Raw genomic sequence first — 25,671 nt, forward strand, 5'->3', positions numbered from 1 at the left:
TAACATTTTAATACAGTAACGAAAATGAAAGTTTTAAAGTTTGGAGGAACTTCTGTAGGCTCTGCACAAAGAATGAAAGAAGTAGCCAAATTAATTACCGATGGTGAAAAAAAGATTGTTGTTCTTTCGGCTATGTCGGGCACAACAAACACATTGGTAGAGATTTCCGACTATCTGTACAAGAAGAATCCGGAAGGTGCTAATGAAATTATCAACAAGCTGGAGATTAAATATAAACAGCACGTTGATGAATTGTATGCCACCGCCGAATATAAACAGAAAGGTATGGAGGTTGTCAAATCTCATTTTGACTACATTCGTTCCTATACCAAAGATCTTTTCACACTGTTTGAAGAGAAAGTAGTGTTGGCTCAGGGCGAGCTCATCTCTACGGCTATGGTGAACTTCTACTTGCAGGAATGCGGAGTGAAATCGGTGTTGCTTCCGGCTTTGGAATTCATGCGTACTGATAAAAATGCGGAGCCCGATCCGGTTTACATCAAAGACAAACTGGCTGCTCAGCTGGAGCTGTATCCGGATGCTGAAATATACATCACACAGGGTTTCATCTGTCGCAATGCGTACGGTGAAATTGATAACCTTCAAAGAGGAGGCAGTGACTATACAGCCTCGCTGATCGGAGCTGCGGTAGATGCTTCTGAAATTCAGATTTGGACTGACATTGACGGAATGCACAATAACGATCCGCGTATCGTTGACAAAACAGCACCCGTGCGTCAGTTGCACTTCGAAGAGGCAGCCGAGCTGGCTTATTTCGGTGCCAAGATTCTGCATCCTACCTGTGTGCAGCCGGCCAAGTATGCTAACATACCCGTGCGTCTGCTCAACACAATGGATCCCGAGGCTCCCGGAACCATGATCTCTAACGATACCGAAAAAGGTAAGATCAAGGCCGTGGCTGCTAAAGAAAATATTACCGCCATCAAAATCAAGTCAAGCCGCATGTTGCTGGCTCACGGTTTCCTGCGTAAGGTTTTCGAGATTTTCGAGAGCTACCAGACTTCCATCGACATGGTGTGTACTTCGGAGGTAGGTGTTTCTGTTTCCATTGACAACACCAAGCACCTGAACGAGATTCTCGATGACCTGAAGAAATACGGTACGGTTACTGTCGACAAGGACATGTGCATCATCTGCGTGGTGGGCGATTTGGAATGGGAAAACGTTGGTTTCGAAGCCAAAGCGCTCGATGCGATGCGAAACATTCCCGTGCGAATGATTTCGTTTGGCGGTAGCAACTACAACATTTCTTTCCTGGTTCGCGAAGAGGACAAGAAACTTGCTTTGCAGTCGCTCAGCAATGTATTGTTCAATAACGTTGATTAAGAAATACATCATACAATATGAGCGCTTTCAGGTAATACTTTAAGCGCTCTTTTTCTCTTCCACTTAATGAGTCAAATTTATGAAAGGTATATTCCCCATTGAAAAATTCAGAGAATTGCAAACACCTTTTTATTATTATGATACCAAGGTGCTTCGCGATACGCTGGCATGTATAAATAAAGAGTCGCAACGTTACCCTAACTTCCACGTTCATTATGCGGTAAAGGCCAACGCCAATCCCAAAGTGCTCACCATCATTCGTGAAAGTGGCATGGGAGCCGATTGTGTGAGTGGCGGTGAAGTTCGTGCGGCAATCAAATCCGGATTCCCTGCCGATAAAGTCGTGTTTGCCGGAGTGGGCAAGTCCGACTGGGAAATCAATCTGGCGCTCGATTATGGAATCTTCTGCTTCAACGTGGAGTCTGTCCCCGAGCTGGAGGTTATCAACGAACTGGCTGCTGCCAAGGGCAAGGTGGCTCATGTGGCTTTCCGTATCAACCCCAACGTGGGTGCACATACGCACGCCAACATCACCACCGGACTGGCTGAAAACAAGTTCGGCATCAGCATGCAGGATATGGATCACGTCATCGACCTGGCACTCGAATTAAAGAATGTCAAGTTCATCGGTCTGCATTTCCACATCGGCTCGCAAATACTCGACATGAGCGACTTCGTGGCTCTCTGCAACCGCATCAACGAATTGCAGGAACGTTTGTATGCCCGCCGCATCATCGTGGAGCACATCAACGTGGGTGGCGGACTCGGCATTGATTATTCTCACCCCAATCGTCAGCCGATACCCGATTTTCGCCATTACTTCGAGACGTATGCCGAGCACCTCAAACTGCGTCCTTCACAAACGCTGCACTTCGAACTGGGACGTGCCGTGGTGGGACAGTGCGGCAGTCTCATCACCCGGGCACTTTATGTGAAGCAGGGTACCAACAAGAAATTTGCCATTCTCGATGCGGGAATGACCGATCTCATTCGTCCGGCACTCTACCAGGCCTTTCACAAGATAGAGAACATCACTTCCGATGAAGCGGTTGAGGCTTACGATGTAGTAGGACCCATCTGCGAATCGTCCGACGTGTTTGGCAAAGCCATTGATCTCAACCAAGTGAAACGAGGCGACTTGCTGGCACTTCGTTCCGCAGGAGCTTACGGAGAAATCATGGCTTCTGGCTACAATTGCCGCGAACTGCCCAAAGGATATACTTCGGATGAACTGATTTGATGGTAAAAAACATCCCTGTTGATCGAACAATCCGCCGCCGGGCTTGTTCTTTTTAGTAAATCGTTAAACTAAGAAACAATAATTATGATCACGAAAAAATTACAAGACGCTATTAACGGACAGATTGCAGCCGAAATGTGGTCGGCTAATCTTTATCTCTCCATGTCATTCTACTTTGAAAAAGAAGGATTCAGCGGTTTCGCTTCATGGATGAAAAAACAGTCGCAGGAAGAAACAGCACATGCTTGTGCCATGGCCGATTACCTGATCAAAAGAGGTGGTGAAGCCAAAATAGATAAAATTGATGTGGTTCCTCAGGGTTGGGGCACTCCGCTCGAAGTATTCGAGGCAGCTTACAAGCACGAATGTCACATCTCTAAACTGATCGATGAATTGGTTAGCGTGGCTTCCTCGGAAAGAGACAATGCTACACAAGACTTCTTGTGGGGATTTGTTCGCGAGCAGGTTGAAGAAGAAGCTACCGCTCAGGGTATTGTCGATAAGCTGAAGAAAGCCGGTGATGCGGGTATCTTCTTTATCGATTCACAACTCGGACAGCGATAATTTCAATCAAAAAACATAAAAAGAGCCGGTGAAGTTGCTACATTCACCGGCTCTTTTTTATTTCTCTTCCTTTCCTTCCATCTTGCCCAGATGCAACTCCAGGGCATGGGTGGATATTTGTATCTCCCGCAGTGACACAGCCAGTGATCCTATCAACAGCATCAGGGCCAGTCCGAATACATAGGCCGAAAAAGTATACAGGTCAATGTAGATGAGGAACATACTTACCACACACATGAAAAGGCTCGCTATGCCCAGTTCCTGCATCGTACGCGTTAAGTACAACCTTTTGCGCAGGTTGGCAATTTGTGCCGCCGCAACAGCCGACGGGTTTTCTTCGTACTTGTCTTTCAGGATACGCACCAACTGAGCGTATGACAGGAAACGGTTTGTATAGGCCAGCAAAATCAATGAGATGGCCGAAAACAAAAGGGCGGGAGTGGTCAGCGTAAATTCTTCCATATTACATCGCGTTTATAGTTTTAAAATAAAAGGTTATTTGAGAACATCCAGTTCTTTTCCTACTTTGATGAACGCCTCAATGCATTGGTCCAGGTGCGCTTTCTCGTGTCCGGCCGACAGTTGTACGCGGATGCGGGCTTCGCCTTTGGGCACCACCGGATAATAAAATCCCGTCACGTAAATACCCTCTTCGAGCATGCGTGCGGCATAGGTCTGCGACAGTTTGGCATCGTAAAGCATAACAGCACAGATGGCACTTTGAGTAGGCTTGATGTCGAAACCGGCAGCCAGCATCTTGTCGCGGAAATACGTCACGTTCTCCACCAGCTTGCTGTGCAGTTCGTTGCTCTCTTTCAACATGCGAAACACCTCGATGCTGGCACCCACAACGGCGGGAGCCACTGAATTGGAGAACAGGTACGGACGGCTGCGCTGACGCAACAAGTCGATAATCTCTTTTCGTCCGGTGGTGAAGCCTCCCATGGCTCCTCCGAAAGCCTTACCCAGCGTGCCGGTGTAGATGTCCACCCTTCCGTAGGTTTGGTACAATTCGCTCACGCCATGCCCCGTAGGTCCTACCACACCTGCCGAATGCGATTCGTCCACCATGACCAGCGCGTCATATTTCTCTGCCAAGTCACAAATTTGGTCCAGTGGAGCCACGTTCCCGTCCATCGAGAAAACCCCGTCGGTCACAATGATGCGGAACCGTTGCGCCTGCGCCACTTGCAGGCATTTCTCCAGTTCCTCCATGTCGGCATTGGCATAGCGGTAACGTTGCGCCTTGCACAAACGCACGCCGTCAATGATGGAAGCGTGGTTCAGCGAATCGGATATGATGGCGTCCTTTTCCGAAAACAAAGGCTCGAATACACCTCCGTTGGCATCGAAACAGGCGGCATACAGAATGGTATCTTCGGTCTGGAAATAGTCGGATATGGCTGCTTCCAGCTCTTTGTGCGCATCTTGTGTACCACAAATGAAACGAACGGACGACATGCCGTAACCTCGTTTGTTCATCATTTTTCCGGCAGCCTCTATCAGTCTCGGGTGGTTGGATAACCCCAGGTAATTGTTGGCGCAAAAGTTCAGCACCTCTTTCCCTTTTACCGTAATAGCGGCTTGTTGTGCACTCTCTATGAGTCGTTCTTCCTTATAAAGTCCGGCTTCCTTGATTTCGGCAAGCGTCTGGCCGAGATATTCTTTCATTTTACCGTACATAGCAATTTGTTTTTGGTTTTCATGCAAAGGACACTATTTTTATTGGAATAAACAATATCTGTTTGTGCTTTAAGTGAAAAAAAAGTGTTTACTTTGTGCGCCGTTTAGCTTATAAAGGTTATAGTATAAAGAAATGAGAAATATCTTAGTTATTGGTGCTACCGGACAAATTGGTTCGGAGCTGACTATGGAATTACGAAAACGTTATGGCAATTTGCATGTGGTGGCCGGATACATTCCCGGGGCTGCTCCCGATGGAGACTTGAAAGAGTCGGGACCTGCGGAGATAGTCGATGTAACCGAAGTGCACACCATCGAATCAGTAGTAAAAAAGTACACAATAGACACTATCTACAACTTGGCTGCCTTGTTGTCGGTAGTAGCCGAATCGAAACCCGCACTGGCCTGGAAAATAGGAATAGACGGTTTGTGGAATGTGCTCGAAGTGGCACGTGCCTATCGTTGTGCCGTCTTTACGCCAAGTTCCATCGGCTCTTTCGGACCCGAAACACCGCATGTCATGACTCCGCAGGACACCATCCAGCGGCCGCGTACCATGTACGGTGTCACCAAGGTTACCACGGAGCTACTGAGTGATTACTATTTTAACAAATACGGAGTCGATACGCGCTCGGTGCGTTTTCCGGGCATCATCTCCAGTGTCACTCCTCCCGGAGGCGGCACAACGGATTATGCGGTCGACATCTATTATTCGGCCGTGAAAGGCAGTCGTTTTGTGTGTCCCATCAGTGAAGGAACCTACATGGACATGATGTACATGCCCGATGCGCTTCATGCCGCCATCTCGCTGATGGAGGCGGATCCGTCTAAGCTGGTGCACCGCAATTCGTTCAACATTGCTTCCATGAGCTTTGCTCCTGAAAACATATATGCAGCCATCTGCAAGCACATCCCCGATTTTCGCATGGTGTATGAGGTCGACCCGCTTAAACAGTCCATTGCCGACAGCTGGCCCGATGCGATGGATGACTCCTGCGCACGCAAGGAGTGGAACTGGCAACCCGTGTACAACCTCGAGAGTATGACGGAGGACATGTTGCGTAACTTACAAAACAAACTATTGAAACAGTAACCGTCAGGTTCAGAGAAAATGAAGAAAATAATAGCAGGAGTCATGCTCCTTGCACTGTTCGTTTCGTGTAAAGATAAAAAGTCAAAGATCGATCCGTTTGCACCTATTACCAATCTGGTCGATTCGGCTTTACACCGTAAAGATACGGTAGCTGTCCCCGTGGAAACCGGACCGGTACCCACGGAGGCCGACGAGTCGTTCAACGACTTCATTTACGCTTATGCGTCCGATGATCAGTTTCAGCATCAGCGGACGGTATTTCCTTTGCCTTACTACAACGGTGAGGTACCCTCGAAGATTGAAGAGCGTTTCTGGAAACACGACGATTTGTTTACCAGGCAGCCCTATTACACATTGCTTTTCGACAAGGAAGAAGACATGGACATCGTAGGTGACACGTCGCTCAAATCGGTTCAGGTGGAATGGATCTACATGAAGACCCAAATGGTTAAGAAGTACTACTTTCAACGCAAAAAAGGGTGCTGGATGCTCGAAGCCATCAACCTGCGCCCCATCAATAAGAGCGAAGACGAACATTTTGTTGAGTTCTTCGAGCGTTTTGCTACCGATAGCCTTTTCCAGTGCGAACGCATTCGTCAGCCGCTGGTATTCGTGACCAACGATCCCGACGATGATTTCTCTATTCTCGAAACCACGCTGGAGCTCAACCAATGGTTTGCTTTCAAACCGGCGCTTCCGACTGACCGTTTGTCGAATATCAACTACGGACAAAGCAACCGCGATAACTCGGCTACGAAGATACTGGCGCTCAAAGGAATCGGTAACGGATTCTCCAACGTGCTTTATTTTCAGCGCAGGGGCGGACAGTGGGAGTTGTATAAATTTGAAGATACAGGTATCTAATTATAAAAGTATAGCACATGATAAACCGATACGAAAATTATCCGTTGCTGGCACACAACACGTTTGGCATGGAGGTGAGCACGGCTCGCTTCATCGAGTATGATACCCTAGAAGATTTGCAAACCTTACTCACGTCGGGCGAACTGGTGGAACCGTGGTTACACATCGGCGGAGGAAGCAACCTGCTTTTCCTGAGTAACTACCCGGGTATCCTTTTGCACTCGCTCATTCGTTTTGTGGAGGTCATTCACGAAGACGAAGCACAGGTGTGTGTACGCGTGGGTGCCGGTATGGTATGGGATGATTTTGTGGCTTATTGTGTGGAACACAACTGGTACGGTGCCGAGAACCTTTCACTCATTCCGGGTGAGGTAGGAGCTGCTGCCGTACAAAATATCGGGGCTTACGGGGTCGAGGTGAAGGATTTAATCCAGTCGGTCGAGGTCATGGATGCTTCGGGCAAAGAACTGCTCTATCCCGTTGCCGAATGCCGCTATGCTTACCGCCACAGTTTGTTCAAAGAACCTCGCATGAATCACCTCATTGTGACTTCCGTTACGTTTGTGTTGAGTAAAATACCGGCTTACAACCTTAGCTACGGCTCCATTCAGGAGGAACTCAACAAACGCGGTGAAGCACTTAGCCTGTCGGGTGTGCGCAACACCATCATTGACATCCGTTGCAGCAAACTGCCCGATCCTGCCGTGATGGGCAATGCCGGCAGTTTCTTCATGAATCCGGTGGTTGATCGTGCTCATTACGAAAAGCTCAAAGAAGCCTATCCGGATATGCCGCATTACGAAGTCGACGCGCAGCGGGTGAAAATTCCTGCCGGGTGGATGATTGATCGCTGTGGCTGGAAAGGCAAATCGGTTGGCGCTGCCGGTGTGCATGAAAAACAAGCGCTGGTATTGGTTAACAAGGGAGGAGCCACGGGAACCGAAATAGCTCATCTGGCAGCCGAGATACAAGAGTCTGTCGCTGCCCGTTTCGGTATTCGCATTACTCCCGAAGTAAAATTTGTGTAGTATGTCTTTGGTTCGAGTATTAGGCAGCGGAACTTCCACCGGTGTACCCGAAGTGGGGTGCACCTGCGAAGTGTGTTGTTCTGCCGACCCGCACGACCGCCGTTTGCGCGCCTCCGTGCTGGTGGAAACAGGTGAAACCCGCCTGCTGATCGACTGCGGTCCCGACTTCCGCGAACAGGTTATCCACTTGCCTTTCCGGCAGATCGACGGGGTATTGATTACTCATGAACATTACGATCACGTAGGGGGCATTGACGACTTGCGTCCTTTCTGCCGCTTTGGTGAAATCACGCTCTATGCCGAGAAACATACGGCTCACGGACTGCGCACGCGCATGCCTTATTGCTTTGCCGAACACAAATATCCCGGTGTTCCCGAAATCGCTCTTCGTGAAATAGAAGCCGGACAAGCTTTCTCGGTAGGCCCTACGGAAATACTCCCGTTGCGCGTCATGCACGGCAAACTGCCCATCCTGGGCTACCGCATCGGCTCCATGGCTTACATCACAGACATGCTTACCATGCCCGAGGAGTCGTACGAGCAACTACACGGCCTCAAACTGCTCTTTGTCAATGCGCTCCGCATCAAGCCGCACCACACGCACCAAACACTGGAGCAAGCGTTGCAGGCAGCCCAACGCATCGGAGCGGAGGAAACGTATCTCATTCACATGAGCCATCATTTCGGATTGCACGAACCCATGAGCCAACAGTTGCCGCCACACGTGCACCTGGCGTATGACGGACAAGAAATTCTTTTCTGATTTTGGCAGTCTTTTTTTAATAATTCCAAAAAAATGTATATGTTTGTGGTGACTGTATTATATTCAGTTTACCATGAAACCTCGTTTACTAATCAGAATAGCCGTTACGGCCTCCATAGTGCTGCTTTGTACAGGGTTTGCCTTGTACTCCTACTTCCGCCTCACTGCTATTGAAAAAGGGGGGAAGGTTGATCTGTATACGTTGGTGCCGGCCGATGCCACAGCCGTTTTCGAGACGGATGACATGACGGGCTTCATCGAAGGACTCAATGGCATGAGCAGTACCCGCAACGGTGTGCAACCCGGTGTGTCTCCTCTGTTCGCACTGGTGCGTGCCAACTATGCCTCGCTCGACGGTGAAACGGCTCACGGACTCAGTGAGGAGATGAACAAGGTCATCATTAGCTTTCACGGGGGCGAGAACGGGGGCGAACAGGTACTCTATTGCCTGCTGAGTCAGACCGACCGCAACCTGGTCAACCGCTTCGTGGGTAAGTATGTGTCGGGCCAGTACCCGCCGAAGACAGCTTTGTACCGCGGACATAAAATAAGGATTTATCCGCTTACCGACGGCAACTTTCTGGCCGTCTACCTCACCAGTCGCTTCCTGGTTATCAGCTACCAGAAACACCTCATCGAGTCGGTCATCGACACCGAAATATCGGGGCACAACCTGCTCGATGAAAAGGGCTTTCGGGGGGTGTACAACGGGAAGAGCAGCAACCGTCCGGCTAAACTTTACGTGCGCATGCTGCCCACTTCCATGGGGAATCTGGCCGACAGTCGCCGTCCTTCTGCCTTGCTGAGCGGGTGGGTAGGGCTCGATTTTGCTTTCAACAGCGAGTCGCTCTTCTTGTCGGGCAATACTGCAGTGGCGGATACGGCTTTCACCTTCCTGCACACCCTGCGCACACAGCAGGCAGTCGACAGTTTTCCCGGTGCTTTCCTGCCGGCATCTACCTTCATGTTCAGTCGCCGTTCCATCTCCGACCTCCCGGCGCTGCATCGTTATTCGTCGGGGTGGGACTTCCGGGGCGACAGCTCCGTATCCTACGTGCAGCAGCGTGACGATGAGTTGTTCGGCTACCTCAGTCAGTACGCCGGCAAAGCGCTCACCACAGCTCTTTTCCACGCTCCCGATACCTTGGCCGATCCGTGTGCGGTCATGGCCATACCCATCAACGACATGGCCCCTGCACAGCAAAGCTTCCGCGAGTGGATTACCTCGTTGCCGGCAGATACCCTCGGTCAGCTGCTACCAAGTCGGATGTACCTCCGTGTGCAACAACAAAATGTGGTATGCTGGCGCTTGCCGCGCACCACACTCTTTGCCCGGTTTACCGGCATCACCCGTCCCGGATTAAACCCCGTTGTCTGCTTCTATGACAACCGCATGTTCTGGGCACCCGATGTCAGGAGCCTTTCCGCCTACATTGAATTCATGCTCAGGAAAGAAGTTCTCCGGGGAAAAACAGCCTACGAAGAGGCAGTGTCGGGCATGGCACCCTCTTATCAGTACATGCTCATGGCCGATCTGGCCGATGTGTTCCGCCAACCGGCTGCCTACGTGCGCACCCTGCCGTCGTTCTTTTTCAAGCATGCCGACTACTTCTCGCACTTCGTGCTCTCGGTTCAGTTTACCTGTGCCGACGGAGAAGTGGAACCACACCTCGCCTTACTCTACAAAGGCGGTTAGCATTGTTGAATAATTCCGGTACGTACCAAGCAAAAGAGCAGGGACTCTTGTGCTGAATCCCTGCTCTTTTGTTCAAATAAATAACCTTTGGCTTTTAGAAAGGAAGATCGTCCTTGGTGTCGCCTGAAATAAAGTCGGGCATAGCCGAAGGGGGAGGAGGAGGCAACGGAGAACCTACTTGCTGGGGTGCTCCGGCAGCAACACGTTCCACTTTCCATGCACGAATACTGTTAAACCATCTGTCTTGCCATTGGCGGGCATCAATGTCGAATGACACGGTCAGCTCTTCGCCTAACTGTATGGCAAACTGATCGATTTTTTCAGCTCCAAAAACCTCAAAACACATCTTCTTCGGATATTGATCATGGTTTTCAATCACATATTCCTGCGACTTCCATTCGTTTCCTACTTTAGAGACTCCACCTTTGGGCGCGAGTACGGCAATTATTTTTCCTGTAAAATCCATTGTAATTTTTTCTATTTTGCCGGCGAAGTTAATACTTTCTGTTTAACAAAACCAATGGTTGCTGTTTTTTCTCATAGTTTTTTTGTACTCCCGCAATCTTTTGCTAACTTTGTAGAATACAAGCCCCTCCCTGATAATGGAGGCGTTTTTCAGGCAAAACTTTAAATAAAAAAATAAAAACTCTAAAAAGAAATATATGAAATTTATCGTTTCAAGTACTGCGTTATCCAGCCATTTACAGGCCATCAGCCGCGTGATAAATTCAAAAAACGCGCTGCCCATTCTTGATTGTTTTCTGTTCCGGCTTGAAGACGGAACATTGTCCGTTACCGTATCCGATGGCGAAACAACCATGGATACCACCATCGAGGTCAATGAAAGCGATGCGGACGGCTCTTTTGCCGTTACTGCGAAGACCTTGCTCGATGCGTTGAAGGAACTGCCCGAACAACCGCTTACGTTCCAGGTCAACACAGATACTTTCGAGATCCTGATTCAGTACACCAACGGTAAATACAGCCTTATGGGCCAAAATGCCGATGAATATCCGCGCACGGTGGCTCTGGCCGACAATGCTGTTCGGGTAGACATTGCCGCTTCGGTTATGCTGGGTGGTATCAACCGCACCCTGTTCGCCACGGCAGATGATGAACTCCGTCCCGTGATGAATGGTATCTACTTCGATATCACCACGGAAGACATCACCATGGTGGCGTCCGACGGGCACAAGCTCGTACGCTGCAAAACACTTGCTGCCAAAGGCAACGAGCGTGCTGCATTCATCCTGCCTAAGAAACCGGCCAACCTGCTTAAGAACCTGCTTCCCCGCGAGGCACAAAACGTAGTGATCGAGTTCGACGAGCGCAACGCTGTCTTCACACTGGAACACTACCGCATGGTATGCCGTCTCATCGAAGGCCGTTATCCCAACTACAACTCGGTGATTCCGCAGAACAACCCGCATAAAATTACGGTCGACCGTGCACAGCTGCTCGGCGCCCTTCGTCGTGTGTCCATCTTCTCTAACCAGGCCAGTAGTCTGATTAAGCTTCGCGTGCAAGAGAACCTCGTGGTTATCTCGGCACAAGACATCGACTTCTCTACCTCTGCGGAAGAGAGCCAGGTATGCCAGTATGCAGGCAGTCCCATGAGCATCGGCTTTAAATCAACGTTCCTCATCGACATCCTCAACAACATCTCGGCAAACGAGGTGGTGGTAGAGTTGGCCGATCCTTCGCGCGCCGGCGTTATCATTCCGGTTGAGCAGGCCGAGAACGAAGATTTGCTCATGCTGCTCATGCCTATGATGCTGAACGATTAAACAAACCCCTGCAAACAGCCGGCTCTTTTGTTGTCCTCGTATGACAAAGGCCGGTTTTGTTTTGCTGAAACACATCCTTCATGAAATTAAATTTAAAGAATCCCATTGTCTTTTTTGATCTGGAAACAACAGGAGTGAACATCAATACAGATCGCATCGTTGAAATCTGTTACCTCAAAGTACATCCCAACGGAAACGAAGAATCCAAAACCCTTCGCATCAACCCCGAAATGCACATCCCCGAAGAGTCGTCAGCCATTCACGGTATTTACGATGCCGATGTGGCCGACTGTCCCACGTTCCGCATGGTGGCCAAGAACATCGCCCGTGACATTGAGGGATGCGACCTGGCCGGATTCAACTCCAACCGTTTCGATATCCCTTTGCTGGCAGAAGAGTTCCTTCGTGCCGACGTCGATATCGACATGACCAAACGCAAGTTTATCGATGTGCAGGTCATCTTCCACAAGATGGAACAACGCACCCTTTCGGCTGCCTATAAGTTCTACTGCGGACGCACGCTCGAAGATGCGCACACCGCCGAGGCCGATACCCGTGCCACGTATGAAGTGCTTATGTCGCAGCTCGACCGGTATCCGGAACTGCAGAACGACATGGCTTTCCTGGCCGAAATATCCAGCTACAACCGCAACGTCGATTTCGCCGGTCGCATGGTCTATGATGACAAAGGGGTAGAGGTTTTCAACTTCGGCAAGTACAAAGGCGAGTCTGTTTCCGAGGTTCTGAAAAGAGACCCGGGCTATTACAGCTGGATTCTCAACAGTGATTTTACGCTTAACACCAAGGCGATGCTTACCAAGATCAGACTTCGTGAGCTTACCGCCAGATAGTAACCAAATACATCGAGATGAACTCTTTACAAGGAAAAAAAATAGTGCTGGGCATCACCGGCAGCATTGCAGCTTATAAAGCCTGCTACATCATCCGTGCACTGATCAAGCGCGGTGCCGAGGTGCAGGTTGTTATCACTCCGGCAGGAAAAGAATTTATCACACCCATCACCCTGTCGGCTCTCACCAGCAAACCGGTTATCAGTGAATTCTTTGCACAGCGAGACGGTACGTGGAACAGCCACGTCGACCTCGGCCTGTGGGCAGATGCCATGCTCATCGCACCGGCTACCGCCGCCACCATTGGTAAAATGGCGCACGGCATAGCCGATAACATGCTCATCACCACCTACCTGTCGGCCAAGGCACCCGTGTTCGTGGCACCTGCCATGGACCTCGACATGTTTGCCCATCCTTCCACGCAGCAAAACCTGAACATTCTCCGCTCGTATGGCAACCACATCATCGAACCGGGAACGGGCGAGCTGGCCAGCCACCTGGTGGGGAAGGGGCGCATGGAAGAACCCGACAACATCGTGGCAGTGCTCGAGGCATACTTTGCCAACGGCGCCGTGCCAACTTCTTCGGCAGAGACTACCGGTGCAGCCAACGCTTCGCTGGCTAAAAAAAAAATAATGATCACGGCGGGGCCCACGTATGAAAAGATTGACCCCGTGCGCTTTGTAGGCAATTACTCTTCCGGAAAGATGGGCTTCGCCCTGGCCGAGGAATGTGCCCGTCGCGGAGCGGAGGTCACACTCATCGCCGGACCGGTGCAGCTGTCGCTCAACCACCCCGGTATTCGCCGCATCAATGTGGAGTCGGCCGAGGAGATGTGCCGCGAAGCACAAGCCGCTTTCCCCGCTTCTGATGCCGCCATTCTCTGTGCTGCCGTGGCCGATTTTACACCCGTCACCACTGCCACGCAGAAAATCAAGCGCGAGGGCGACGAGCTGTTGCTTCGCCTCAGGCCCACTACGGACATTGCCGCTTCGCTCGGCGAGGTGAAACAACCGCACCAGGTGCTGGTTGGCTTCGCACTCGAAACCCATGACGGCGAACAGCATGCCCAGAGCAAGCTGCAACGCAAGAACTTTGATTTCATCGTGCTTAACTCGCTCACCGATGAGGGAGCGGGTTTCCGTCACGATACCAATAAAATAACCCTGATCGACCGCACAGGCGGCACCGCCTATCCGCTCAAACAAAAGAGCGAGGTGGCAGCCGATATTGTCGACCGCCTGGCGGAGTGTATTTCAAACTCAACCAATGCCTAACCAGCCATGTTACAATCGCTATTCATACAGAACTACGCATTGATTGAAAAGCTCGACATCCGTTTCATGTCAGGCTTTTCCGTGATTACCGGCGAAACCGGTGCCGGAAAATCCATCATACTCGGAGCCATCGGCTTGCTGCTCGGACAACGGGCGGATGTGAAGTCGCTCCGCACCGGAGCTTCCAAATGCATCATCGAGGCACGTTTCGACGTCTCGGCCTACGGCATGCAACCGTTCTTTGCTCACCATGAACTGGAGTATGAACCCGAATGCATCCTGCGCCGTGAAGTCTACGCCTCGGGCAAGAGCCGTGCTTTTATCAATGATACGCCGGCCTCCCTGTCGCAAATGAAAGAACTGGGCGAACAGCTCATCGACGTGCATTCGCAGCACCAGAACCTGCTGCTCAACCAGGAAGGCTTCCAGCTCAACTTCATCGACATCCTGGCACACAACGACCACCTGCTGTCGCAGTACCGCGAGTGTTACCAAGCCTGGAAACAACACACCCGTCGCTTGCAAGAGCTCATCGAACAGGCGGCACAAAGCAAGGCCGACGAAGAGTTCGTGCGCTTCCAGCTGCAACAGCTCGATGAGGCAGCCCTGCAGGCCGACGAACAGGAAGAGCTGGAACAGGAAGCCGAAACCCTTTCGCACGCCGAGGAAATCAAGGGAGCGCTCTACAAAGCCGAGCAACTCTTGCTGGGCGATGAAGGCGGACTGCTGCCCGCGCTCAAAGAAGGCTACACCTCGCTTCGCTCGGTGAGCCGTTACCACGCATCGTTGCAGGAACTGGCGCAGCGTGCCGAGAGCAGTTACATCGAACTCAAAGACATTGCGCAGGAGTTGGCCCTGCAAAACGAGAAGATCGGGTTCAACCCCGTGAGGCTCGACGAGGTCAACACCCGGCTCAACCTCCTTTATACGCTGCAACAAAAACACCGCGTGTCTACCGTGGGCGAACTCATGGCGCTGGCGGATGAATTCCGCAACCGCCTCACCGGCATTACCTCGCTCGACGAAGAGATAGCCACGCTCACCGAAAGTTGCGAAACGCTTCGTCAGGAAGTGATCCGACTTGCCGGAGAACTCACCGAAAGCCGCCGTCCCGTAGCCGCTGCGGCAGAGCAGGAGATGGCCTCCCGCCTGGCCCTGCTCGGCATGCCCAACGTCCGCTTCCGGGTGGAACTGGGTCAGCGCAAAGAAGTAGGTCCGTCGGGACAAGACACCGTCACCTTCCTCTTCTCGGCCAACAAGAACGGGCAGCTTCAAAACATCACCTCCGTGGCATCGGGAGGTGAAATCGCGCGCGTCATGCTCTCCGTAAAGGCCATGATAGCCGGTGCCGTGCAACTGCCTACCATTGTGTTCGATGAGATCGATACCGGAGTTTCCGGCGAGATAGCCGACCGCATGGCCGACATCATGCACGAGATGGGCGCTGCCAACCGTCAGGTCATCAGCATCACCCACCTGCCGCAGATAGCCGCCCGCGGGGCTGCTCATTACAAGGTGTACAAAGAAGACAACGATACCGAAACCAACAGCCACATTCGCCTGCTCACTGCCGAGGAGCGGGTAGAAGAACTGGCACACATGCTGAGCGGCGCCACCCTGACGGAGGCAGCGCTCAACAACGCACGAGCTTTGCTCCAACTGCAACCCACTAAAAACAAGAAAAAGAATGGATGATAAAAGTGAAATGATATTCGGTGCCCGCGCCGTTATCGAAGCCATACAGGCAGGAAAAGAGATCGATAAGATCCTGGTAAAAAAAGACATACAGAGCGACCTTTCCAAGGAGCTTTTCGCAGCCCTCAAAGGCACGCTGATTCCCGTTCAGCGCGTACCGGTTGAACGCATCAACCGCGTCACCCGCAAGAACCACCAGGGCGTTATCGCCTTCGTTTCTTCCGTGACGTACCAGAAAACCGAACAACTGGTTCCCTTCCTTTACGAAGAAGGCAAGAACCCGTTCTTCGTGATGCTCGACGGCATTACCGATGTGCGTAACTTCGGTGCCATAGCCCGTACTTGCGAGTGTGCCGGTGTAGATGCCGTCATCATCCCCGCCCGTGGCAGCGTAACGGTCAACGCCGATGCCGTGAAAACCTCCGCCGGAGCCCTTCACACCCTGCCGGTATGCCGGGAACAAAGCCTGCGCACCACCCTGCAATACCTCAAAGACAGCGGCTTCCGCATTGTGGCAGCCACCGAGAAAGGTGATTACGAGTACTCCAAGGCCGATTACACCGGTCCGCTGTGCATCATCATGGGAGCCGAAGACACCGGTGTGTCTTACGACCACCTGGCCTTGTGCGACGAATGGGTGAAAATCCCCATGCTGGGCACCATCGAGTCGCTCAACGTATCCGTTGCCGCCGGCATCCTCATTTACGAGGCCGTCAAGCAACGTCACACTCAGGAATAATTAACTAGCTATATTTCCGAAAAACATGAGAAAGAACATTCTACTATCACTCGTTTTCGTACTGCTGGCCCAATGGGCTGCGGCACAAACACCCAAATGGGCGGAGAAAGCCCGTAAGGCCGTCTTCTCCGTTATTACCTATGACCAGGAAGATAAGATACTTCGCACCGGCAACGGATTCTTCGTCAGCGAGTCGGGTACCGGCCTGTCGGACTATACCTTGTTCAAAGACGCCTATCGTGCCGTGGTGATCGATGCCGACGGCCGTCAGCTGCCGGTGGAGGCCATCCTCGGTGCCAATAGCATATACGATGTGGTGAAATTCCGTGTGGCACCCGCCAAGAAGATCGCTGCGCTGACCGTGGCCACCTCGGCACCGGCAGCTGCCGCACCGGTCTACCTCTTGCCTTACTCCACCCAGAAGAACGGTAGCGTGACGGCAGGGCAGGTCAAGGAAGTCACCACCATCGGCGGTAGCCACCACTACTACACACTCAGCTTGCCGCTGAAAGAAAAGATGGTGAGCTGTCCCGTGATGAATGCCGACGGACAAGTCATCGGACTGGCACAAAAGTCATCCGGACAAGACACCGTTTCCATCAGCTATGCCGTGGGTGCCGGTTTCGCACTGGCACAGAACGTCGGTCCGCTGTCGCTCAACGACCTGGCGCTGACCAGCATCCACATCCGCAAAGCCCTGCCCGAAGTCGAAGACCAGGCACTCGTTTACCTCTTCATGGCATCCAGCGTGTTGCCCCAGAGCGAATACGAATCCCTGCTCAACGAATTTGTGGCGCGCTATCCCTCCAATGCCGACGGCTACCTCCGTCGTGCCGGCTACTATGCCGCTCAGGGAGCGGAGAACCCCGCACAGTTCGACAAAGCAACGGCCGATATGGAACAAGCCCTTCGCGTAAGCAATAAGAAAGACGATGTGCATTACAACATCGCCCGCCTTATCTACAGCTATCAGCTATCCAAGCCCAAAGAAACCTACCGCGACTGGACCTATGATCGTGCGCTGAAAGAAATAACTGCTGCACAGGCCATCGACAGCTTGCCTGTCTACATCCAGCTCGAGGGCGACATCCTCTTTGCTGCTCAGCAGTACGCTGCCGCATCGCAAGCTTATCTGCGTGTTACCCGTACCGCCCTTGCTTCACCGGCTAGCTTCTACAGTGCTGCCAAAGCCAAAGAACTGGCAGGTGCCGATATCAAAGAAGTCGTTGCCCTGATGGACAGCTGCGTCAACCGTTGCGTGAAACCCTTCACTGCCGAGACTGCACCCTATCTGCTGGAGCGTGCCCGCGTGTACATGGATGCTGAAATGTATCGTCCCGCGCTGACGGATTACGACACCTATTACGAAACACTGGCAGGCAGTGTCAACGACGTGTTCTATTATTACCGTGAACAGGCCGCCTTCAAAGGCAAACAGTTTCAGCGGGCACTCAATGACATCGCCAAAGCCATTGAACTCAATCCCAAAGAAGTAAGCTACTACGCCGAGCAAACAGTGATCAACCTCCGCGTGGCACGCTTTGAAGACGCCATCAAGTCGGCCGATGCAGCCTTAGCTATCGATCCCAAATACGGTGAAGGCTACCGCCTCAAAGGCATCTGCCAGCTGCAACTCAAACAAGACAAAGAAGCCTGTGCCAACTTTGCCAAAGCCAAAGAACTGGGCGACACCGCTGTCGATGCCTTGATTGAGAAACATTGCAAATAAACCGCAGTTTATACATAAACAAAAAAAGGCTACCATTCAGGCAGCCTTTTTTGTTATAAGGTATTTGCACTATTACCGTGCAGCTATACACTCAATCTCTACCAAAGCATCTTTGGGTAATGCCTTCACGGCGAACGCCGCACGAGCCGGGTAATCACCTTCAAAGAAAGTGGCATATACAGCGTTCATGCTGCCAAATAGACTCATGTCCTGCAGGTAAACAGTTGTTTTCACAATGTGACTCATGGTAAGTCCGGCAGCCTCCAGAATGTGCTGAATGTTCAGAAGCGACTGGCGCGCCTGCGCTTCAATACCTTCGGGCATGTCACCCGTGGCAGCATCAATGGGAAGCTGTCCCGATACAAATACCAGTCCGGCCGCCTCGGTAGCCTGACTGTAAGGTCCGATAGCTGCAGGAGCCAGCGGACTGCTGATAACTTTCTTCATCCTATTCTATGTTTTTATATTACACCATCCTTATTTCTTCTCCCTGGCAGCCAGCCAGTCGGCCACTACGAAGCTGCTTCCGCCTATGAACACCAGGTCGTCTGCGGCAGCCACATCCAGTGCCGCCTGTACGGCAGCAGGCACATCCGCATAGCAGCTACCCTGTAACCCTACCGACACACCCTGCGTCATCAACTCCTGAGCAGGCAACGCCCGCTTCACAGACGCCTGCGTAAAGTAATACACCGCATCGGCGGGTAGCAAGCGTAGAATACCCGGCACATCCTTGTCGGCACACATGCCCCATACCACATGCAACTTCCGGAAACGTTCCGTAGCCAGCTGCTCACACACCAGGCGCACCCCGTCGGCATTATGACCCGTGTCACACACCACCTTCGGTTCCGTGCCCGTCACCTGCCAGCGGCCCATGAGCCCCGTCATCTCGCACACGCGGGCAAAACCCTTCTTTACCGCATCCGCGTTCACCTCCAGTCCGGCATTCTCCATCAGCGAGAGCGCCGCCAGAATCGTACGCGTGTTCTTCACCTGATACAATCCCTGCAACTCACCCAGCAGCAAGCCATAGTCTTTCGTGTGGTAGTTCCACACCCCGTCGGCACCCCTTGCGGCATCCTCCAGTAGCGGCAACTCCTCCGCAAAGAGGAGAGGAGCCTTCATCTCCGCCGCCTTCGCCTCGAAAACCGGGCGCGTTTGCGGCAGCACTTCACCCACCACCACAGGCACACCCGCCTTGATGATTCCCGCTTTCTCGGCGGCAATCTTCTCCAGCGTATCACCCAGATAATGCGTATGATCCATGCCGATGTTAGTAATCACACCCATGCAAGGCTTAATGATATTGGTACAGTCCAGTCGGCCGCCCATGCCCACCTCGATCACCGCCACGTCTACCCGCTCATCGGCAAAGTAGCGCATCGCCATGGCCGTGGTCAGCTCAAAGAACGACGGATGCAACGGTTCAAAGAACCCCCGTTCCTCCTCCACGAACTTCACCACATACTCCTGAGGTACCCGTACCCCGTCCACCCGGATGCGTTCCCGAAAGTCCACCAGGTGCGGTGAGGTGTACAAACCCACCCGGTAACCCGCCGCCTGCAAAATGGCCGCCAGCGTATGCGAGCACGACCCCTTACCGTTGGTGCCCGCCACATGAATGCTCCGGAACTTTTTGTGCGGCTGTCCAAAGTAAGCATCCAGCTTTATTGAGTTATCTAATCCTTCCTTATACGCCTTTCCGCCCACTTGCTGAAACATAGGTGCCACGTTGTACAAATACTCCAATGTATCTTTATAATTCATCATATTTAATAAAAAAACAGGTCTTTAAACCGACCTTTCTCTCTTTTGTTTGTTATCTTAGTATAAACGAAATGCAAATATCAACATTTTAAATCGAAGAACTATGGGAATGAAAAAGAATTTTGTGCTCGATACCAATGTTATCCTTCACGACTACAACTGCCTTCGCAATTTTGAGGAGAACGACATCTACTTACCCATCGTGGTACTCGAAGAACTCGACAAATTCAAGAAAGGCAACGAACAGATCAACTTCAACGCCCGCGAATTTGTACGCCAGATAGACGAACTCACTGACGACGACCTCTTCAAGCAAGGCGCCTCACTGGGGCAGGGCATGGGCCGTTTGTTTGTCATCACCGGTAGTGTGAAGTCCGACCGCGTGCGCGACTCCTTTCCGGAGCATAAGCCCGACCATGAGATACTCGCTGCGGTGGATTACGTAGAGAAGAAACAACCCGACGTCAAAACCACCCTCGTCACCAAAGACATCAACCTCCGCATGAAAGCCCGTTCCATCGGCATGCATTGCGAAGACTATATCACAGACAAAGTGGTGAATGCCGATATCTTCGAACACTCCAACCAAACGTTCGACGATATGGACCCCGCCTTCATCGACCGCATCTACTCCTCACACGAAGGCATCAACATCGATGAATTTCCCCACAAAGACCAACTGCACCCCAACGAATGCTTTGTGCTCCGCAGTGCGCGCAACAGCGTGCTGGCACGTTACAACCCCTTTACTTATACTATCAACCGCGTGCTCAAAGGCAAAAGCTACGGCATCGAACCCCGCAACGCCGAGCAAAGCTTCGCACTCGAAGTACTCAACGACCCTGCGGTGAAACTCGTGGCCCTTACCGGCAAGGCAGGCACCGGTAAAACCCTGCTCGCCCTGGCCGCCTCCCTGGCACAGATGAACGAATACAAGCAAATCCTGCTGGCACGTCCCATCGTGGCCCTGTCTAACAAAGACATCGGCTTCCTTCCCGGCGATGCCAAAGAAAAAGTGGCCCCCTACATGCAACCCCTGTTTGATAACCTCAACGTCATCAAACGCCAGTTTGCCGCCACCTCCACCGAAGTGAAACGCCTCGAAGAGATGCAGAAGAGCGAACAACTCGTTATCGAAGCCCTCGCCTTCATCCGCGGGCGCAGCCTCTCCGAAACCTTCTGCATTGTGGACGAAGCCCAGAACCTCACCCCGCACGAAATCAAAACCATCATCACCCGTGCAGGCGAAGGCACCAAGATGGTCTTCACCGGAGACATCCAGCAGATCGACCAGCCCTACCTCGATAGCGAGTCCAACGGACTGGTTTACATGATTGACCGCATGAAAGACCAGAACCTCTTTGCCCACATCAACCTCATGAAAGGAGAGCGCAGCATGCTCAGCGAGCTGGCCAGCATCCTCATGTAACCCCCTAAAAAAAACGATTGCACTTCTCACGAGGTGCAATCGCCAAATAAAAAACTTTAATATTTAACAAAATTAATATACTGAATAGTTTGTTATGATAGTCTACTCTTCGTTCTTGTATTCGTTGAAATACTTCAGGAACTGCGTACGTTCAAACGTATTCACCCCCTTTACATCCTTTACACGCAGCAAGCCCTTAAACTGGCTTACCTTCTCGAAACCCTTGCGGCCCATCCAGGCACTGGTAAACCGCAGGTATTCGTCAATATACCTGTTCGTGTTCATATAAATGGAACTGCACACCTCCACGGCAGCCGCTCCGCTCAATATCGCTTTCACCACATCCTCGGGCTGATGTACCCCGCCGGATACGGCATAATCTATCTTATCCACCTGAGACGAAGCGATGCCTACCCAGCGCAATGCACGAGATAACTCCTCGGGCGAGCTGAATACCTTTCCGCTCTTGTGCTCCATCTTCTCCACGTCAATGTCCGGCTGATACATGCGGTTGAACAACACCACTGCCGCCGCCCCGTTGGCATACAGCTGAGCGATCAGCGCCACCGGGTTGGTTAACTTCATGCCCAGCTTCATAATCACGGGCAGAGACGTATGCTCCTTCACGTTGCGCAGAATGTCAATGTGTCGTTGCTCAAACTCCCCGTACTGGTAATTCACATCACTCTGCAAAGCCAGGATGTTCACTTCAATGGCATCCGCACCCGCCTTCTCAATTTCGGCTGCAAAGTGCGCCCATTCGTTGGCCGAGTAACAGTTGATGCTCGCAATGATGGGCACGTCGCACACCTCCTTGCTGTCGGCAATCAGTTGCAGGTACTCACCCAGCTTGTGATGCTTCAGCGACTCCCTCAGGTAATCGGTTCCTTCCGGGTAATACACCGAATCCTGCATGGCATCCACCTCCATTAAGATCTGCTCCTCGAATAGCGATTTCAGTACGATGGCACCTGCGCCCGCCTCACAAAGTTTGCGGTTCTTTTCCGCACTGTTAGTTAGTCCCGAACTGCTTATGATTACCGGATTACTAAGCTCCAATCCGGCAAAACGTGTTTTTAATGATATAGCCATAATTCAATTATATATACTTTCAGTCATTTGTTGTTGGTTTCCTATCGGTCAATACACCCGTTCTCCGAAGATGCGGCTTCCTACGCGCACCAGCGTGCTGCCTTCCGCTACCGCCAGGCGGTAATCGTGAGACATGCCCATGGACAGCTCCTTGAACTCCGGACATTCCGCAAAGAACTCCGCTTTGACCTCGTTGAAGAACCCGTGCAGAGAACGAAATTCCCGGCTTATTTGTTCACCGTTGTCCGTGTTGCTTGCCATGCCCATCAGTCCGCACACCCGCACGTTCGTCAGGTTTCTCCATTCGCCTGCCGCGAGCATGCTGCGACACTCCTCCGGGCTGAATCCGAATTTCGTCTCCTCCTGCGCAATGTACAGTTGCAGCAGGCAGTTAATCACCCGTCCGGCGCGGGCAGCCTGTTTGTTTACCTCCTCCAGCAACCGATACGAATCGATGCCGTGAATCAGGCTCACGAACGGCAACATATACTTAATCTTGTTGGTTTGCAGATGCCCTATGAAGTGCCATTCCACATCCGCAGGCATCACCTCCTGCTTGGCGCACATCTCCTGTACCCGGCTCTCACCGAACACCCGTTGCCCCGCAGCGTACGCCTCGTTGAGCGCTTCCACCGGGTGAAACTTCGATACCGCCACCAGCCTCACCCCTTCGGGCAAGTCCTGTTGCACCCCTTTCAGATTCTCTGCAATACTCATCCCTGAAACTCCGGTTTATCGTTAGGCTCCGCGCTGTACGGATAGATATCCATGATAGCCGTTTCCGCTACCGAAGCAATCTGGTAATCGGCCATGGTACCCTTCATTCCCTCGTCGAGCTTCTTCACCGCGTCGCGCAGGTCGGCTGCCTGCACCAATACGTTGGTAGCCGTTTTCTTCTCCGCACCGCTCTTCTCGTCGAGCGTGATAAACAGCAGTTTACATCGAAACCAGCGGTCGGCCGCATCCTCTTCACTGGCAAACAGCTCGCTGTAGTTGGCGCGTTTTATGTCCGATACCGTAAACTCCCCCGTAATAAAAGGAGTCATCTCCTCAATGATGCGTGCCTCCGCTTCGGTAAAACTCAGGGCATCCACCAGGTACGGTTCCGTCACCTTTTTGTTCATGCCGTTTTCCATCATCTTCTCGTAGCGAATTTTGCATTCAAACCAGGTATGTGTCATTTTGTATAGTCTTAATATCCGTTACTATTCGTATTTTTTGTTTCGCCAGCAAAAGTAATTATTATAATTTAGAAATTCAGTATTATTTAGTAATTTTTAGAATGGATTTGATACATATTTAAGAGGCCCATTTGAAAAAGAATGAGTTTTTAATATGTCATTAAACCTCGCTCCTATATTAATAAGTCTTCCTGCGCTAAAAGTTTCGTGTTCGTAACCGATACTTCACATTGGTTTCCTCTATCGTACTTATTTACACGCATTTGAACGCATTTCCTGAAAAAAAATAGAAAAATGTTATCTATATATTTTGTTTGTATGCAATTCTATAGTAATTTTGTGCTCAAATGCAGTTGGAATTTATTTCCGGTTGCGCAACACATTTGTCCTACAGGATCTTTATGAAAAATGAAAAAGAAAACTGTGACGGACAAACAGCGAAGCTATGCTTTTTGTCTATGTTAAAACCTAACGACATAATTATGCAAATGACTGATAATGAGCCTTTATGGCTTGCAGCCCGCACACGCGCCAATCAAGAGATTCGCCTCCGTGAGTCGTTAAAGAAACTGGACGTAACCCATTTTCTACCCACTCGTTTTGTGGTGCGCACTTACAGTGATCGCCGTAAACGGGTAGAAGTACCTGTTATTAGTAACCTTATCTTCGTGAAGTGCACACCTGTTGAAGCCTATGCGTTGCTCAACGACCATCACTTGCACATCAGCTACCTGAAAGACTACAGCACCGGCCGTATGCTTCGTATTGCCGAGCAAGACATGCAAAACTTCATACGTTTTGTGGGGCAGTGTGCGGATAACGGTGATTACGAATGCGTTCAACTCGATGAAGTGGCCCCCGGCGACCGGGTTCGCATTACCGAAGGTTGCTTCACCGGCTTGGAAGGTGAATTGGTGCGCATCGACGGTAAAACGCATGTGGTGGTACGCATCCCCCAAGTGATGGCGATGGGAATTAAGATTCCACTTAGCCGGTTACAAAAGGTCAAATAAATACTAGAAAATCATCTAAAATACAAATCAAGCTAATTATGAAAAAGTTATGCTACCTCTGGTTGTTATTGTTGCCTCTGGCCTTTACAGCCTGCACCTCGTACAAGAGCGTGCCCTATTTGCAGAATGACTCCATTGTCAATCAAGTGTCACAGAACCCCCAGTTATACGATGCCCGCATCCAACCCAAAGACCTGCTCACCATTGTGGTGAGCACCACCCAGGCAGAACTGGCGGTACCTTTTAACCTGACGGTACCTACCATTGTTACGGCTGAAAACCGTAATTTGATGAGCCAGCCCTCTTTGCAAAGCTACTTGGTGGATAATAACGGATATATCGACTTTCCGGTATTGGGTAAGTTGCGTGTGGTCGGTTTAACCAAAAGTGAAACCGAAACTTTGATTAAGAGCAAACTCAAAGACTACCTCAAAGAAGAGCCGGTGGTGAATGTGCGCTTTATCAACTACAAAATATCAGTGATTGGTGAGGTTAATAACCCCAGTACCTTTACCATTGCCAACGAAAAAGTCAATGTATTCGAAGCCCTGGCCATGGCGGGCGATCTCACCATTTACGGCTTGCGCAACAACGTGAAACTCATTCGCGAAGACCAGAGCGGTGTGAAGCAAATCATCACTCTCAATCTGAACGATGCCAACGTGGTGTTGTCTCCTTACTACTACCTGCAGCAGAATGACATTCTGTATGTAACCCCCAATAAAGCCAAGGCCAAAACATCAGACATCACAGCAAGCACTTCCCTCTGGGTATCGGCTACCAGCATTTTGGTGTCCGTAGCCAGTTTATTAGTCACTATCTTTAAGTAA

25 protein-coding genes are annotated in these 25,671 nt (G+C 51.2%); 17 read left to right on the plus strand and 8 right to left on the minus strand.

Annotated features, from left to right (window positions below; genetic code table 11):
• Positions 1-24: 24 nt before the first annotated feature.
• The 3 genes from C511_RS0106020 to C511_RS0106030 all read left to right on the plus strand — a co-directional run bounded on the left by C511_RS0106020 (position 25) and on the right by C511_RS0106030 (position 3,151).
• Positions 25-1,347 carry an aspartate kinase gene (locus C511_RS0106020; protein WP_024996122.1) on the plus strand — a complete coding sequence of 441 codons (1,323 nt, stop codon included), beginning with the start codon at positions 25-27 and terminating at the stop codon, positions 1,345-1,347.
• Between the two features lie 79 nt (positions 1,348-1,426).
• Positions 1,427-2,587, plus strand: coding sequence for a diaminopimelate decarboxylase (gene lysA, locus C511_RS0106025; protein ID WP_027317933.1), 1,161 nt, complete (start codon positions 1,427-1,429; stop codon positions 2,585-2,587).
• Positions 2,588-2,671: 84 nt separating this feature from the next.
• Positions 2,672-3,151 (plus strand): ferritin, encoded by a 480-nt coding sequence (locus tag C511_RS0106030; RefSeq protein WP_024996121.1) that lies wholly within the window; start codon positions 2,672-2,674, stop codon positions 3,149-3,151.
• 57 nt (positions 3,152-3,208) lie between these two features.
• Here the strand turns inward: C511_RS0106030 and C511_RS0106035 are convergent, their stop codons facing one another.
• Positions 3,209-3,613 carry a DUF2721 domain-containing protein gene (locus tag C511_RS0106035; RefSeq protein ID WP_027317934.1) on the minus strand — a complete coding sequence of 135 codons (405 nt, stop codon included), beginning with the start codon at positions 3,611-3,613 and terminating at the stop codon, positions 3,209-3,211.
• A gap of 33 nt (positions 3,614-3,646) precedes the next feature.
• A complete protein-coding gene (gene kbl, locus C511_RS0106040) occupies positions 3,647-4,834 on the minus strand; it encodes a glycine C-acetyltransferase (RefSeq protein WP_024996120.1) in 1,188 nt (395 codons plus the stop codon).
• Positions 4,835-4,967: 133 nt separating this feature from the next.
• Here kbl and C511_RS0106045 point away from each other — a divergent pair, with 133 nt between their 5' ends.
• The 5 genes from C511_RS0106045 (at position 4,968) to C511_RS0106065 (ending at position 10,278) form a co-directional block, all read left to right on the plus strand.
• Positions 4,968-5,927 (plus strand): NAD-dependent epimerase/dehydratase family protein, encoded by a 960-nt coding sequence (locus tag C511_RS0106045; protein WP_024996119.1) that lies wholly within the window; start codon positions 4,968-4,970, stop codon positions 5,925-5,927.
• An 18-nt stretch (positions 5,928-5,945) separates the two neighbouring features.
• Positions 5,946-6,791, plus strand: coding sequence for a DUF4348 domain-containing protein (locus C511_RS0106050; protein WP_024996118.1), 846 nt, complete (start codon positions 5,946-5,948; stop codon positions 6,789-6,791).
• A gap of 17 nt (positions 6,792-6,808) precedes the next feature.
• Positions 6,809-7,819 carry a UDP-N-acetylmuramate dehydrogenase gene (murB, locus tag C511_RS0106055; RefSeq protein WP_024996117.1) on the plus strand — a complete coding sequence of 337 codons (1,011 nt, stop codon included), beginning with the start codon at positions 6,809-6,811 and terminating at the stop codon, positions 7,817-7,819.
• A 1-nt stretch (position 7,820) separates the two neighbouring features.
• A complete protein-coding gene (locus C511_RS0106060; RefSeq protein ID WP_034781774.1) occupies positions 7,821-8,582 on the plus strand; it encodes an MBL fold metallo-hydrolase in 762 nt (253 codons plus the stop codon).
• Positions 8,583-8,655: 73 nt separating this feature from the next.
• A complete protein-coding gene (locus C511_RS0106065; RefSeq protein WP_024996116.1) occupies positions 8,656-10,278 on the plus strand; it encodes a DUF3352 domain-containing protein in 1,623 nt (540 codons plus the stop codon).
• A gap of 94 nt (positions 10,279-10,372) precedes the next feature.
• On the opposite strand, the gene C511_RS0106070 is transcribed toward C511_RS0106065, so the two are convergent.
• On the minus strand, positions 10,373-10,744 hold the full coding sequence (locus C511_RS0106070; RefSeq protein ID WP_024996115.1) for a DUF3127 domain-containing protein: 372 nt from the start codon (positions 10,742-10,744) through the stop codon (positions 10,373-10,375).
• A 196-nt stretch (positions 10,745-10,940) separates the two neighbouring features.
• Here C511_RS0106070 and dnaN point away from each other — a divergent pair, with 196 nt between their 5' ends.
• The 6 genes from dnaN to C511_RS0106105 all read left to right on the plus strand — a co-directional run bounded on the left by dnaN (position 10,941) and on the right by C511_RS0106105 (position 18,356).
• Positions 10,941-12,065: a DNA polymerase III subunit beta gene (gene dnaN / locus C511_RS0106080; RefSeq protein WP_024996114.1), complete on the plus strand. Its 1,125-nt coding sequence runs from the start codon at positions 10,941-10,943 to the stop codon at positions 12,063-12,065.
• Between the two features lie 80 nt (positions 12,066-12,145).
• A complete protein-coding gene (locus C511_RS0106085) occupies positions 12,146-12,916 on the plus strand; it encodes a 3'-5' exonuclease (protein WP_024996113.1) in 771 nt (256 codons plus the stop codon).
• 17 nt (positions 12,917-12,933) lie between these two features.
• A complete protein-coding gene (gene coaBC / locus C511_RS0106090) occupies positions 12,934-14,193 on the plus strand; it encodes a bifunctional phosphopantothenoylcysteine decarboxylase/phosphopantothenate--cysteine ligase CoaBC (RefSeq protein ID WP_034781777.1) in 1,260 nt (419 codons plus the stop codon).
• A gap of 6 nt (positions 14,194-14,199) precedes the next feature.
• Complete coding sequence (gene recN, locus C511_RS0106095) at positions 14,200-15,888, plus strand: DNA repair protein RecN (RefSeq protein WP_024996112.1); 1,689 nt, start codon at positions 14,200-14,202, stop codon at positions 15,886-15,888.
• Positions 15,881-16,627, plus strand: coding sequence for a 23S rRNA (guanosine(2251)-2'-O)-methyltransferase RlmB (rlmB, locus tag C511_RS0106100; RefSeq protein WP_024996111.1), 747 nt, complete (start codon positions 15,881-15,883; stop codon positions 16,625-16,627). Before recN ends, rlmB begins: the two co-directional genes overlap by 8 nt.
• A 25-nt stretch (positions 16,628-16,652) precedes the next feature.
• Positions 16,653-18,356 carry a tetratricopeptide repeat protein gene (locus C511_RS0106105; protein ID WP_024996110.1) on the plus strand — a complete coding sequence of 568 codons (1,704 nt, stop codon included), beginning with the start codon at positions 16,653-16,655 and terminating at the stop codon, positions 18,354-18,356.
• A 72-nt stretch (positions 18,357-18,428) separates the two neighbouring features.
• Here the strand turns inward: C511_RS0106105 and C511_RS0106110 are convergent, their stop codons facing one another.
• Complete coding sequence (locus C511_RS0106110; protein WP_024996109.1) at positions 18,429-18,803, minus strand: RidA family protein; 375 nt, start codon at positions 18,801-18,803, stop codon at positions 18,429-18,431.
• Between the two features lie 30 nt (positions 18,804-18,833).
• On the minus strand, positions 18,834-20,126 hold the full coding sequence (locus tag C511_RS0106115; RefSeq protein ID WP_024996108.1) for a bifunctional folylpolyglutamate synthase/dihydrofolate synthase: 1,293 nt from the start codon (positions 20,124-20,126) through the stop codon (positions 18,834-18,836).
• 103 nt (positions 20,127-20,229) lie between these two features.
• Between C511_RS0106115 and C511_RS0106120 the strand changes: the two genes are divergently transcribed.
• On the plus strand, positions 20,230-21,555 hold the full coding sequence (locus C511_RS0106120; protein ID WP_024996107.1) for a PhoH family protein: 1,326 nt from the start codon (positions 20,230-20,232) through the stop codon (positions 21,553-21,555).
• 102 nt (positions 21,556-21,657) lie between these two features.
• Here the strand turns inward: C511_RS0106120 and C511_RS0106125 are convergent, their stop codons facing one another.
• Genes C511_RS0106125 through C511_RS0106135 form a run of 3 tightly spaced genes read right to left on the minus strand, consistent with a single transcriptional unit; the run spans position 21,658 to position 23,828 of the window.
• The gene (locus C511_RS0106125) at positions 21,658-22,647 is read right to left on the minus strand and encodes a dihydroorotate dehydrogenase-like protein (RefSeq protein WP_024996106.1); all 990 of its coding nucleotides are present in this window, start codon (positions 22,645-22,647) and stop codon (positions 21,658-21,660) included.
• 48 nt (positions 22,648-22,695) lie between these two features.
• Positions 22,696-23,364, minus strand: coding sequence for a YggS family pyridoxal phosphate-dependent enzyme (locus C511_RS0106130; protein ID WP_024996105.1), 669 nt, complete (start codon positions 23,362-23,364; stop codon positions 22,696-22,698).
• On the minus strand, positions 23,361-23,828 hold the full coding sequence (locus C511_RS0106135; protein ID WP_024996104.1) for a DUF4494 domain-containing protein: 468 nt from the start codon (positions 23,826-23,828) through the stop codon (positions 23,361-23,363). Before C511_RS0106135 ends, C511_RS0106130 begins: the two co-directional genes overlap by 4 nt.
• A 401-nt stretch (positions 23,829-24,229) precedes the next feature.
• Here C511_RS0106135 and C511_RS0106140 point away from each other — a divergent pair, with 401 nt between their 5' ends.
• Together C511_RS0106140 and C511_RS0106145 are read left to right on the plus strand one after the other, a co-directional pair.
• Entirely contained in the window at positions 24,230-24,841 is a 612-nt protein-coding gene (locus tag C511_RS0106140) for a UpxY family transcription antiterminator (protein ID WP_051260467.1), read from the plus strand.
• 35 nt (positions 24,842-24,876) lie between these two features.
• Positions 24,877-25,671 carry a polysaccharide biosynthesis/export family protein gene (locus tag C511_RS0106145; protein ID WP_024996102.1) on the plus strand — a complete coding sequence of 265 codons (795 nt, stop codon included), beginning with the start codon at positions 24,877-24,879 and terminating at the stop codon, positions 25,669-25,671.

The organism is Bacteroides graminisolvens DSM 19988 = JCM 15093, assembly GCF_000428125.1.
GTDB classification, from domain to species: domain Bacteria; phylum Bacteroidota; class Bacteroidia; order Bacteroidales; family Bacteroidaceae; genus Bacteroides; species Bacteroides graminisolvens.

What these genes read in the sequence shown, in the direction of transcription:
- C511_RS0106070 (WP_024996115.1), bottom strand. Translation starts at nt 10,744, where the DNA reads ATGGATTTTACAGGAAAAATAATTGCCGTACTCGCGCCCAAAGGTGGA.
- C511_RS0106050 (WP_024996118.1), top strand. Translation starts at nt 5,946, where the DNA reads ATGAAGAAAATAATAGCAGGAGTCATGCTCCTTGCACTGTTCGTTTCG.
- rlmB (WP_024996111.1), top strand. Translation starts at nt 15,881, where the DNA reads ATGGATGATAAAAGTGAAATGATATTCGGTGCCCGCGCCGTTATCGAA.
- C511_RS0106035 (WP_027317934.1), bottom strand. Translation starts at nt 3,613, where the DNA reads ATGGAAGAATTTACGCTGACCACTCCCGCCCTTTTGTTTTCGGCCATC.
- C511_RS0106085 (WP_024996113.1), top strand. Translation starts at nt 12,146, where the DNA reads ATGAAATTAAATTTAAAGAATCCCATTGTCTTTTTTGATCTGGAAACA.
- kbl (WP_024996120.1), bottom strand. Translation starts at nt 4,834, where the DNA reads ATGTACGGTAAAATGAAAGAATATCTCGGCCAGACGCTTGCCGAAATC.
- C511_RS0106140 (WP_051260467.1), top strand. Translation starts at nt 24,230, where the DNA reads ATGAAAAATGAAAAAGAAAACTGTGACGGACAAACAGCGAAGCTATGC.
- C511_RS0106030 (WP_024996121.1), top strand. Translation starts at nt 2,672, where the DNA reads ATGATCACGAAAAAATTACAAGACGCTATTAACGGACAGATTGCAGCC.
- coaBC (WP_034781777.1), top strand. Translation starts at nt 12,934, where the DNA reads ATGAACTCTTTACAAGGAAAAAAAATAGTGCTGGGCATCACCGGCAGC.
- C511_RS0106125 (WP_024996106.1), bottom strand. Translation starts at nt 22,647, where the DNA reads ATGGCTATATCATTAAAAACACGTTTTGCCGGATTGGAGCTTAGTAAT.
- C511_RS0106060 (WP_034781774.1), top strand. Translation starts at nt 7,821, where the DNA reads ATGTCTTTGGTTCGAGTATTAGGCAGCGGAACTTCCACCGGTGTACCC.
- C511_RS0106115 (WP_024996108.1), bottom strand. Translation starts at nt 20,126, where the DNA reads ATGAATTATAAAGATACATTGGAGTATTTGTACAACGTGGCACCTATG.
- C511_RS0106045 (WP_024996119.1), top strand. Translation starts at nt 4,968, where the DNA reads ATGAGAAATATCTTAGTTATTGGTGCTACCGGACAAATTGGTTCGGAG.
- dnaN (WP_024996114.1), top strand. Translation starts at nt 10,941, where the DNA reads ATGAAATTTATCGTTTCAAGTACTGCGTTATCCAGCCATTTACAGGCC.
- C511_RS0106110 (WP_024996109.1), bottom strand. Translation starts at nt 18,803, where the DNA reads ATGAAGAAAGTTATCAGCAGTCCGCTGGCTCCTGCAGCTATCGGACCT.
- murB (WP_024996117.1), top strand. Translation starts at nt 6,809, where the DNA reads ATGATAAACCGATACGAAAATTATCCGTTGCTGGCACACAACACGTTT.
- recN (WP_024996112.1), top strand. Translation starts at nt 14,200, where the DNA reads ATGTTACAATCGCTATTCATACAGAACTACGCATTGATTGAAAAGCTC.
- C511_RS0106105 (WP_024996110.1), top strand. Translation starts at nt 16,653, where the DNA reads ATGAGAAAGAACATTCTACTATCACTCGTTTTCGTACTGCTGGCCCAA.
- C511_RS0106130 (WP_024996105.1), bottom strand. Translation starts at nt 23,364, where the DNA reads ATGAGTATTGCAGAGAATCTGAAAGGGGTGCAACAGGACTTGCCCGAA.
- lysA (WP_027317933.1), top strand. Translation starts at nt 1,427, where the DNA reads ATGAAAGGTATATTCCCCATTGAAAAATTCAGAGAATTGCAAACACCT.
- C511_RS0106020 (WP_024996122.1), top strand. Translation starts at nt 25, where the DNA reads ATGAAAGTTTTAAAGTTTGGAGGAACTTCTGTAGGCTCTGCACAAAGA.
- C511_RS0106120 (WP_024996107.1), top strand. Translation starts at nt 20,230, where the DNA reads ATGGGAATGAAAAAGAATTTTGTGCTCGATACCAATGTTATCCTTCAC.
- C511_RS0106065 (WP_024996116.1), top strand. Translation starts at nt 8,656, where the DNA reads ATGAAACCTCGTTTACTAATCAGAATAGCCGTTACGGCCTCCATAGTG.
- C511_RS0106135 (WP_024996104.1), bottom strand. Translation starts at nt 23,828, where the DNA reads ATGACACATACCTGGTTTGAATGCAAAATTCGCTACGAGAAGATGATG.